Here is a 10,335-nt window from a genome sequence, read left to right as displayed (position 1 = left end):
TCAAATCTTCTTGCCCTTCCACCTGCCGAGCTTGAACCAGTAGGCAAATACCAGGGCCTTCACGACGCTGGTGATCGTCAACGTCCACCAGACTCCGTTTATCCCCCAGCCCAGATTGAACGCCAGATAGTATGCCAGCGGGATGCGGGCCACGGCGCCGGGGACCATCACAACCATCGGCGGGATCGTATCGCCGGCGCCGCTGAACGCCCCTTCCAGGACTATCTCAATCGCCATGGCCGACTGTGAGATACCGAGAATGATCAGGTAGTCCGCGGCGATTTTGAGCACTTCGGGATCATCCGTAAAGACGGCCGCAATTGACCGTGGAAGCGTCACGAACACGATCGTAATAATAAGCGTAATGCCGAGGGCCAGCCCGCTGGCGCCCCAGGCGCACCGGGCCGCCCGGTCCGGATTTTTCGCCCCCAGATTCTGCCCAACCATGGTCGAGGCCGCCACCGAGAGACCGTAGCAGGTAAGATAAGAAAGCGACTCCATCCTGTTGCCGATGCCCATGGCCGCTCCGGCGTGTTCGCCGAACCGATGCACCACTCGAATGAGAAACCAGTACACCATCCCGAAGACGATGTGCTGACTGGCAATCGGCAGGCCGATCCGGGCGATCTTGAAAAGGCTGGCCGGATGCGGACTGGTTCGCAGGATGCCGTCAACTCTGAAGCCGGACTTGCCACCGAACAGCCGCCAGAGAATCAGAGAGGCGGCGCAGGCCATCGAAATGGCCGTAGCCAGACTCGCCCCCGGGACCCCCAGAGCCGGCAGCGGCCCCAGGCCGAAAATCAGCAACGGGTCAAGCACCATGTTGAGCGCCACGGCGATACACCCCACCACGGTCGGAGTTATCGTGTCCCCGGCAGCGCGAAAAGTCGCGTAGGAAGTCTGGGCGAAGCCCAGAAAGAGAGTTGAAAGAAAGAAAATCCGCAGGTAGGGAACGGCCATGATGAACGTTTGCTCACCGGTCTCCATGAAGGCCAGGACAAAAGGAGTACAGTAGTAGCCGACCACCGTCACGGCTCCGTAGATCAGGGCGGCCAGTATCAGCCCCTGGCGGGTATAGAAGCTGGCCCGGTCAAGGTCGCCCGCACCAACGTGTCGCGATACGAGCGCCGTGATCCCGATGCTTATGATCGAACTGGTGGCAAAAACGGTCCAAATGACCACCATGGACGACGTCACCGCGTCCTGGGCCACGGGACCCAGCCGGCCGACCCAGTAGAAGTCCGTTACCGAAAGAGCAAACTCCAGGAACATGCCGAGCACGACCGGAACGGCGAGCGACACGACCGTCCCGATGATGGAGCCGGAGACGATGTTGTTCGTGTTTGTCATGCGGGCGAAGGGTTGACCTCCGGTCGCGCCTGCTGCGTTGGCGAACCGAAAGGTACGACGCCGGAGTCACACCCGCAAGGGCGATGGCGCTACGAGGCGGACCTTGCCCGCACGGCGGCCGGCTCAGATGCCCAGGCGTTCAAGTAGATAGCGCGGCTGCAACGGCTCCCCGGTGCCACGCTGGAGGAGATCGTTCCACGGAAAGCGACTGCCGAAGCGAAAGTAGTTCTGAACCAGAAAGGCCTTGGTTTCCGGGTTGGCGACGACGGAACCCTGATATTTTTCGATGTAGGCCAGTGTCTGAGCCGAAATCATATCGGCGAGCAGATCGTGATGAGACTGTGCCGGTCGGGTTACATATTCGATTGTCGCCGCCCACGGTCTCATGTCGTCGTGTCGGGGCAAAAGCATATATTTCTCAAACAGGTCCCAATAGAGGCGATTGAGATCGCGATTGGGATTCTGATACGCCTCGTATTCAAACGACAACTGCAGCAGGGTAAGCCGAAGCTCCACCAGGTCCTGCTGGTGCCGCGCCCGGCGGTAGCGGGCGATAAGCTCGCCGGGGACCGAGGCATACCGGCCCAGCCATTGATCCTGGCCAAAGATATCGGCGAAAACGCGAGCCATTGCGCCGGTCCAGATCTCGTCACAGATCGATGAGTACAGCGCACGCGGCTCATTTATAAACGCCGTGCGAAGTGCTTTCCCGATCTGTTCAGCCGTCATGCGGCACGCCGCCAGGCCGCCTGACGGAGTGTAGGCCACACGCTGGTCAAACGGAGCTTTGATGGTGAGCGCCACGGCCGACGGGATTTCACCCTCCAGGGTCTTCGTGTCAAAATAGATGGGCAACTTGTTGAGAAAGAAACCGATATCCTGAAATCCCCGGTGGATGTAATTCAACTGCGAATCGACAGGAAAATACCGATCGACCTCGCGAAAAACCGAACTGTAGGCATACGGCACATCCCAGATCTCAATCTCTATAGACGACAGACTTCGCCGCACCTGGTCAGTCAGGCCGGCGTACTCCTCCACCGTCGCGGAATCAAGAGTCTCCAGCAGGGCAACATAGCCGTCGAGCGTCAACTCCGTTGCGCTGAGTATCATGCCGAAGAAATTGTTGTAGCCCAGCCCGCGAGCCTGCTGGTTCCTCAGCCGGAAGAGCCTGGACAGCAAAGCGCCAGCCTCGTCCCCCACCGAGTGCAACGCCCGATACGCTTTCTCTCTGTCGGCCCGCTCCGCATCATAACGGAGCGTGCCGGCAAGTGACGCGGGAGTCCGCGCTTCACCGTCCATCATCGGGGCATAGCTGCTCATCAGGTCTACGAGGGAATCCCGGGCAGCCCGAACCTGTCGGCTCTGCTCGACATGAGATCTCAGGAACATCGGATATAGCAAGGCCAGGCGTCTCTGGTCGGTTTCATTCTGCGCCTGCTTCACGCCGGCCCGCAGCCGGTCAAAGGCGCTCTCGTCGCCGACCACCCAGTCGTACAGCCCGCGATAAAATTCCAGTGAGTCCGCCTGCCCCGTGGTCAACAAAAGCCAGTTCTCCTGTGCGAGACGGAAGTTCAGCCGGACGAACTTGCTCTCGAGGGAGTCCAGGGTCAGGGTGATGTCCTTCGCACTCGGCTCCGGTTCCCGGCATACCGGCGCGGACGCCAGAGTGGCCAGGAGAAACAACACCAGAACAAGCTGCAGTCGCATGCTACTCCTCCCCTGCTGATTCGGCAAGGTAGTGCAAAGCAGCGCGGTAACCCCTGAACCCCAGGCCGGATATCTGGCCCACGCAGACCGCGGCCACGACCGACTGGTGGCGGAATGATTCCCTGCTGTGGATGTTCGACAGATGCACCTCGATGGTGGGTACTGCCACCGAGGCCACGACATCTCGAACGGCCAGGCTGTAATGAGTCAGAGCGCCGGGATTGATAATCAGGCCCTCGGCATCGTACCCCTCGGCCTGGATGAAGTCAATGATGGCTCCCTCTGAGTTCGATTGAAAGAACTTGAGGTCAACCTTTAAGGACTGCGCGAGGACGCTCAGATCCTTCTCGAGGTCCGCCAGGCTCCCGGTACCATACACCTCGGTTTCGCGCCGGCCCAGGAGATTCAGATTCGGGCCGTTAACGACTAGGATGGTGGGCATTTCTCCCTCCCTGGCTCTCGTAGAAGGCAAGCATCCGCTTCACTGCCTTGGTGATCAGTCGATAATTGACATCCGACGCAATAATGGGGCGACCGGGACGGGCAAGCAAGACAAATCTGAACTTGCCGCCACGGCGCTTCTTGTCCAGTTTCATGCCATTCATGATAGTATCGGCAGAGATGTGCAGCTTCCGCACGAGCCCGACGGCGCTTTCGACTATCTTTCGGTACTCACGCACTCCGTCGGTTACGGGCAGCTGATACAGCTCTCCCAGCTCGAGTGCGGCCAGAATGCCCAGGATGACGGCCTCGCCGTGCAGGAGCCGGCCGAAACCGACTGCCCGTTCAATGCCGTGCCCGAACGTATGTCCAAAATTGAGTACCGCGCGCGCACCCGTCTCGCGTTCATCGCGACTTACCATGTCGGCTTTGTACCGTGCGGCCAGCCGCACCAGCGATGCCAGGTCTTTTTCCCGGTACAGCTCCGCCCGGGAAAGATACGGCTTGAGCTTTCCGACCATGGGGCGGCCAATCAACCCTGCGTACTTGATCACCTCTCCGATCCCGGCCACCATGTGACGGGGGGCCAGAGTTTGCAGGTAGGCCACGTCACAGTGCACGAAAACCGGCTGCCAGAAGGCGCCGATGAGGTTCTTTCCCCGGGAGTGATTGATACCGGTCTTTCCGCCGATGGCGGCATCCACCATGCCGAGCAGCGTAGTCGGCACGGCCGCCCACCGCACGCCGCGCAGGGTTGTCGCGGCCGCGTAACCGATCAGATCCGTGGTCACGCCGCCGCCGCAGGCCAGGATCACATCCGAGCGCGAGACACCCTGGTCCAGGAGAAAGTCGTAAATTCGCCCCAGCACGGCGCGAGACTTGGACGCCTCACCGCCGGGAATGACCATCTCCGCGAGTCGTCCGGGCGATACCGGCAACTGCGCCCGCAAACGGGGTCCGTGCAGGACGTAAAACTGGGCGTCGTAAAAAGCAAACAAACGGTCACTCTCGAGATGCCGTGCCACCTGCCGGCTCAGCGCGGCGGCGTTTGCCGTCCCGATTTCGATCGGGTAACTACGACCCTGAAGTTTCACTCTTACGAGGGCCATGATGTCTCCGGATTTTGCGATATAGTTTCTGGACGACCCGGCCCACGGGGGCATCGGTCGTGGAACACCGCACGTGGGCCTTGCGATAATTCGGTACGCGTTGTTTCAACAGCGTTCGTATTTTTCTCAGACGGGCCTGACGAACCGTTTCGCCGGGCCCGGGACGGACATTCATGAGAGGGCGATCCTGCATCCTGCGAAGGCGTCGGTCGATCTCCCGGGCCGAACAACTGAGATACACCGTCAGACCGTTTTGCAGCAGCCGTTCCCGGTTTCTCTTGTCCTGAAACGCTCCTCCACCCAACGCCACCACGCCGTGCGGATCAACGCCCCGGCACAGTCGCGCTATTACATCGGTTTCGAGAGAGCGAAAACGCCGCTCCCCTGACCGGCGGAATGTCTCAACGATGCTGCAATCTTCCATGCGCTCGATCATGGCATCGGTATCATAGTACGGGACTTTCAGACGTTGCGCCAGCCTCAGCCCGATGGTCGATTTGCCCGACCCGGAAAAACCGATCAGGAAAATGCTCCGGTCAATCATAGGCCTACAGTAACCGCATCCGCGACGGTCCTTCAACTCCGGTCTTCAGCCGAAGACCGCCTCGTAAACCTGCTGCACCGGGATCGAATGCCCGGTCCAGATGTCAAATGACCGCACGGCCTGTCCCACAAGCATCAGTGATCCGTCAATACCGACCACACCGGCATCGCGGGCTGAGCCGACCAGCCGGTTATCGCGGTTATAGTTGAGATCATAGTAGATTTTGGTGCGAGAGAAATCGAAATTCGGCCCCAGCGGGTTTTCGTCGGGATAATTCCACCCCCCGAGCGGGGTGCAGTTAACGATGAGATCAAACGTCCGTTCTCTCGCGGCACCCACGGAGCTCAACGGTGCCGTGCTGATGTCGATACGCTCAAGACGGCCTTCCAGTGACGCCTTTATCTCACGCAATTTCTCCGGCGTCCGCCCGAAGATTGTAAACCGCCTGACTTCGAAATTGACGTTGAGAGAATGGATCACGGCCCGTGCGCCTCCCCCACAACCGAGGATCAGGGCATGCCCGCACTTGAGGCTCTCCGCAAACGGCTTGAGGGACAGGCCGAACCCGTAACTGTCCGTGTTGTACCCGAACAACCTGCCCTCATCGGCGTATACGGAATTCACCGCGTCGAGAACCTGGGCGACCGGATCGATGTCATCCAGAAAATCGATAATTGCCCGCTTGTGGGGAATAGTCACACAGAAGCCTGACACACCATCAAGCGCCAGTTGTCTCAGCCGGTCGTTCAATTCTTCAGAAAGTACTTCGCAAATCTCGAAACGGCCGTCCAGACCGGCCAGATCGAGCGCGGCCTGGAAAATATCGGGAGATTTCGAATAAGAAACGTTGTGCCCGATCAGCGCAAAATGATGCTCTCTGGTCACTGTACTATCGAATCTACCAGGTTATAGAAGCCCGGGCAGGAAATACTGACCGGGGAATCATCATCAATCGTGGACGGGCCGACCCCGAACAAGGCGGCGATGGAGAAGGCCATCGTGATACGATGATCACCAAAGCTCTTGAGGTCGGCACCGCTGAGTTCGTCGCTTCCTTCGATGACGAGGCCGTCACCAAGGAGGCCGCACTTGACGCCCATAGCCGCCAGGTTCTCGGCCACGGCGGCAAGACGGTCCGACTCTTTGAATCGCAGTTCAGCGGCATCCCGCACGACGGTCGTGCCCCGGGCGCGTGCCGCCATGACGGCCACGATGGGTATTTCGTCAATGAGTCCCACCGTCGTCTCGCCCGAGATCTTTCGAGCCCCGAGTTCTCCGCCCGTAACCGTCACGGTCCCCCGCGCTTCGCCCGAGACGACCGTGCGCTCTTCGGTCTCCACCCGGCACCCGGTGGTCTTGAGGTACGTCAGAAAGGCGGTGCGCGTTGGATTCAGGCCCACGTTCTCCACCGTGACCGTGCCGCCGGAAATTGCGGCGGCGGCAAACAGGAAGGCCGCCGTCGATACGTCACCCGGAATGTCCACGTGCCCGCCGTCCACGCACGCCTCAGCACTGACCGCGATTTCACGTTTGAAGTCCTCAGGCATCGAGGTACGGCGCCTGCGAGGGTCTCGGGGGTCCTCTTCGAGAACCGGCCTGATCTCCCGCACGCTGACGCCCCGGCCGATCTCCCGCAGCATGATCTCGGTGTGATTGCGCGTAATAACCGACTCCCGCACGGTCACGGAACAGCCCGACGCCAGCCCGGCCAGAAGAAGCGCGGATTTGACCTGCGCCGACGCCACCGGCATGTGGTACTCAAAGGGCAGGAGCCGGGAGCCGCGTATTTTCAGCGGCAGATGTCCCTCGCTGTCGACCATGTCCGCACCCATAGCAGTCAGCGGATCAACAATTCGCTTCATGGGTCGCGCCGAAAGGGATTCGTCCCCGGACAGAATCACCGTGAGGTCGGTGCCGGCAACGATTCCCGCCAGCAGGCGGGCCGTAGTGCCTGAGTTTCCGCAGTCTATGATGGTTTCGGGTTCGATGGAGAGCCGGGCCGGCGGCTCGAGCACGAGATCGCCGTCTTTGCACTCAACGCGCACGCCGAACTTCTCGACGGCCCTCAGGGACGTCCGGCAGTCGGCACCGTCCGGGAAGTTCCTGACGGTAATGGGTCCTGCCGACAGAAGCGACAGCATCGCCGCCCGGTGCGCGATCGACTTGTCCCCCGGCACCTGCAGGCGTCCGCCGATCTTCTTCGCCGGGAGGATCCGGCGTCTCATGGCACCGTCCTGCCAAGGACACCGGCCAGGGTTCGCATCTCTTTCATCAACCGCTCGAAGTGGGCCGGAGTAATGGACTGGGGTCCGTCGGACAGCGCCTTCTCAGGCTCGTGGTGCACCTCGATCAACAGGCCGTCGGCGCCGACGGCGATAGAGGCTCGCGACAGCGGCAGCACCTTGTCCTTTCTTCCCGTCCCGTGGCTGGGATCGGTGATGATGGGAAGATGCGACATACGCTTGACGAACGGCACGGCGGAAAGATCGAGAGTGTTGCGGGTGTGATCGGCAAAGGTACGCACGCCGCGCTCACAGAGAATCACCCGGTGGTTCCCTTCGGCCATAACGTACTCCGCGGCCATAAGCAACTCCTCCAGCGTCGCCGACATCCCCCGTTTCAGCAGCACCGGCTTGTCCAGTCCTCCCGCCTTACGCAGAAGCGAGTAGTTCTGCATGTTACGAGCGCCGATCTGGATGATGTCGGCATAGGCGGCCACCATATCGATGGTTTCAGTGTCGATCGCCTCCGTCACGATGAGCAGACCGAATCGCTCACGAGCCTCGGCCAGGATCTCCAGCCCCCGCCGTCCCAGCCCCTGGAAGCTGTACGGTGAGGTTCGCGGTTTGAAGGCACCGCCTCGAAGGACCTTGCTCCCGCTCGCGGCTACTTTTTCCGCAATCGCCAGGGTCTGCTCACGGCTTTCCACGGAACAGGGGCCCGCCATCACGACGAAATCCCGGCCGCCGATTTTTACTCCGCCCACGTCAACGACCGTATTCTCCGAGTGGAATTCGCGGCTGACCAGCTTGTACGGCGCGGTAACGTGGATAATCTCACGGACGCCCTCAAGCGTCAGAATACTGTCGGAGTCGACGCGCGCCTTGTTGCCGGTGACGCCTACCGCCGTACGTTGCGCTCCCGGCATGGGGTGCGCGCTCAGCCCCAGCCGTTCAATCTCTTCACATACCTTTGCCACCATCTCCGGGGTGGCCGCGGTCTCCATCACGACAAGCATGTATCACTCCCGACAGGTTACCCTCTGTCACGGCGCGAACGTCGCCGCCTACATCTGATCCGGTGCCTGCATTCCCAGCAGGTACAGCCCTTCCTTGAGCACTGTTTGCACCGCCTTGACCAGCGCAATTCGGGCGGCCGACAGCGCCGCGTCATCCGAAATGATCTTATCGATGCGACCGGTGTCCGTCTTGCGCTGGTACATCCTGTTAAACGCTCCGGCCAGTCTCAGCAGATAGCTGACAACGTAATACGGTTCGTAGTCTTCAGCCGCATCTGTGACGGCCTCGGGAAAATCGGCCAGGTGCTCGATCACCCGGGTCTCTTCCTCCCGCTGAAGCAGATGATAGTCTATATCCGGTGTAATGTCACCCTCGTAGTTGCGCAGCAGGGAGCACAGCCGAGCGTGCGTGTACTGCAGGTAGGGGCCGGTCTCACCGTCGAAGTTGAGCACCTCTTCCCAGACGAAGTTGACGTCCTTCTGCCGCCGGACGGAGAGCTGCGAGAAAATCACGGCTCCGGTTCCGATCATATGAGCCGTCTCGTCTATCCTCTCCAGGCCGGCGTTCTTTTCCATGATGATATCCCGGGCAAGGGTCACGGCCTTGTCGATGACGTCTTCGAGAAAGATGATGTTGCCCCGCCGGGTGGACATCGACTTTTTCTCAAACCGCACCCAGCCGAACCCCACGTGCTTTATCTTCCCCGTCATGCGGTTTTCCACAGGAAGCCGCTCGGCCTTTTCCATGGATTCAATGACCGACAGGCACTGCTTGAAATGGTCCGCCTGCGAGGCGCCCACCACGTAGAGGGACTGGTCGAACCGGTAAGTCTCCCAGCGGTAGATCATCCCGGCGAGGTCCCGCGTAATGTACAGAGTGGCGCCGTCCGCCTTGCGAAGCAGCGCGGGCGGCAGATGGGGATCGTCAATGTCGACAATCAGGGCGCCCTCGGAAATCCTGGTCAGGCCGTCGGCCTGAAGCCGCTCGATCACGCCCTTCATCTTGTCGTTGAAGAATGACTCGCCGATGACGAGATCGAACTCTATTCCGAGCAGGTCATAGACGCGGTCAAACTCGGCGTGAGAGATTTCCCTCAGCCGTTCCCACAGGCGCACCGCCTCGGGCTCGCCGTCCTCGAGCCTCCTGAACGCCCGTCGCGCCTCTTCGTCAAGCGAGGGATCCTGCTCAACCTCCCGGTGAAAGCGCACGTACAAATCCAGCAGGTTGGCGACCGCGTTGCCCGTCAGCGTTGACTCCGTTCCCCACCTGGTGTACGCGACAATCATCTTGCCGAACTGCGTGCCCCAGTCGCCGGGATAGTTTATCCCTACCACGTTGTAACCCAGCGCCTTGAATATCCGCCTGAGGGAATTGCCGATCACGGTCGTCCTCAGATGGCCCACCCCGAAAGGCTTGGCGATGTTGGGCGAGGAGTACTCAACAAGCACCGTCCTGTCACGGCCGACAGTCGAGGACCCATAGGATTCGACCCGGGAGACAACCGTCGTTGTCGTGCCTTCCGCCAGGGTCTCGAAATCAACCTCAGCATTAAGAAAACCCCCCACCCCCTTGAACAACACGAGCTTCGGTTCCCCCGAGGCTTCCAGCAGCCGGTTGGCCTCAGCAGCCACTTTCGTCGACATCTCGGCGGGGCGATCTTTCAGCAGGGATGCGAACCTGAATACGGGAAAGGAGAACCTGCCCATTTTCGGGTCCTTCGGCTTCTCAAGCAATGCATGGATTGCCTCGGCACTGAATATGTCACTGTCACCGGTCTCCTTGTAGACGTCGGCATAGACGTTCCTGAAGGCCGAGGCCGCAAAGCGGTCAAACTGATCTTTGTATTTATCCCTGCTCATGCACGTGTATCGTCGGGTCAGGAGAAAACAGAGGGTAATATCGGTCAACGCAACGAGGTTGGCAATTATAATGTTGATCGGCG

The 10,335-nt window shown here is 60.3% G+C and carries 9 protein-coding genes; all 9 read right to left on the bottom strand.

All coding sequences use genetic code 11. The features are described 5' to 3' along the window. Positions 1-1,350, bottom strand: coding sequence for an MATE family efflux transporter (locus VMY05_05110; protein ID HUV30456.1), 1,350 nt, complete (start codon positions 1,348-1,350; stop codon positions 1-3). Positions 1,351-1,473: 123 nt separating this feature from the next. Then, entirely contained in the window at positions 1,474-3,060 is a 1,587-nt protein-coding gene (locus tag VMY05_05105; GenBank protein HUV30455.1) for a M3 family metallopeptidase, read from the bottom strand. Between the two features lies 1 nt (position 3,061). Further along, complete coding sequence (gene aroQ / locus VMY05_05100) at positions 3,062-3,502, bottom strand: type II 3-dehydroquinate dehydratase (protein HUV30454.1); 441 nt, start codon at positions 3,500-3,502, stop codon at positions 3,062-3,064. After that, complete coding sequence (locus VMY05_05095; protein HUV30453.1) at positions 3,480-4,610, bottom strand: 3-dehydroquinate synthase family protein; 1,131 nt, start codon at positions 4,608-4,610, stop codon at positions 3,480-3,482. Before VMY05_05095 ends, aroQ begins: the two co-directional genes overlap by 23 nt. Further along, positions 4,576-5,154 (bottom strand): shikimate kinase, encoded by a 579-nt coding sequence (locus tag VMY05_05090; GenBank protein ID HUV30452.1) that lies wholly within the window; start codon positions 5,152-5,154, stop codon positions 4,576-4,578. Before VMY05_05090 ends, VMY05_05095 begins: the two co-directional genes overlap by 35 nt. 45 nt (positions 5,155-5,199) lie before the next feature. Then, positions 5,200-6,039 carry a shikimate dehydrogenase gene (locus VMY05_05085; protein HUV30451.1) on the bottom strand — a complete coding sequence of 280 codons (840 nt, stop codon included), beginning with the start codon at positions 6,037-6,039 and terminating at the stop codon, positions 5,200-5,202. Continuing rightward, positions 6,036-7,379, bottom strand: coding sequence for a 3-phosphoshikimate 1-carboxyvinyltransferase (aroA, locus tag VMY05_05080; protein HUV30450.1), 1,344 nt, complete (start codon positions 7,377-7,379; stop codon positions 6,036-6,038). Before aroA ends, VMY05_05085 begins: the two co-directional genes overlap by 4 nt. Then, positions 7,376-8,392, bottom strand: coding sequence for a 3-deoxy-7-phosphoheptulonate synthase (aroF, locus tag VMY05_05075; GenBank protein HUV30449.1), 1,017 nt, complete (start codon positions 8,390-8,392; stop codon positions 7,376-7,378). The genes aroA and aroF overlap by 4 nt, the downstream gene beginning before the upstream one ends. A 48-nt stretch (positions 8,393-8,440) precedes the next feature. Beyond that, positions 8,441-10,252, bottom strand: a complete 1,812-nt coding sequence (gene argS, locus VMY05_05070; protein HUV30448.1) for an arginine--tRNA ligase — start codon at positions 10,250-10,252, stop codon at positions 8,441-8,443. Positions 10,253-10,335 lie beyond the last annotated feature (83 nt).

The organism is Acidobacteriota bacterium, from assembly GCA_035529075.1.
Lineage (GTDB): Bacteria > Zixibacteria > MSB-5A5 > GN15 > FEB-12 > DATKXK01.
The sequence above is the reverse complement of the archived record's forward strand: the minus strand, read 5'-3'. Positions and strand labels throughout refer to the sequence as shown.

Bases quoted from the DNA above. Each gene is read 5' to 3' on its own strand.
- aroA (HUV30450.1), bottom strand. From the start codon at position 7,379: ATGAGACGCCGGATCCTCCCGGCGAAGAAGATCGGCGGACGCCTGCAG.
- argS (HUV30448.1), bottom strand. From the start codon at position 10,252: ATGAGCAGGGATAAATACAAAGATCAGTTTGACCGCTTTGCGGCCTCG.
- VMY05_05090 (HUV30452.1), bottom strand. From the start codon at position 5,154: ATGATTGACCGGAGCATTTTCCTGATCGGTTTTTCCGGGTCGGGCAAA.
- aroF (HUV30449.1), bottom strand. From the start codon at position 8,392: ATGCTTGTCGTGATGGAGACCGCGGCCACCCCGGAGATGGTGGCAAAG.
- VMY05_05105 (HUV30455.1), bottom strand. From the start codon at position 3,060: ATGCGACTGCAGCTTGTTCTGGTGTTGTTTCTCCTGGCCACTCTGGCG.
- VMY05_05110 (HUV30456.1), bottom strand. From the start codon at position 1,350: ATGACAAACACGAACAACATCGTCTCCGGCTCCATCATCGGGACGGTC.
- aroQ (HUV30454.1), bottom strand. From the start codon at position 3,502: ATGCCCACCATCCTAGTCGTTAACGGCCCGAATCTGAATCTCCTGGGC.
- VMY05_05095 (HUV30453.1), bottom strand. From the start codon at position 4,610: ATGGCCCTCGTAAGAGTGAAACTTCAGGGTCGTAGTTACCCGATCGAA.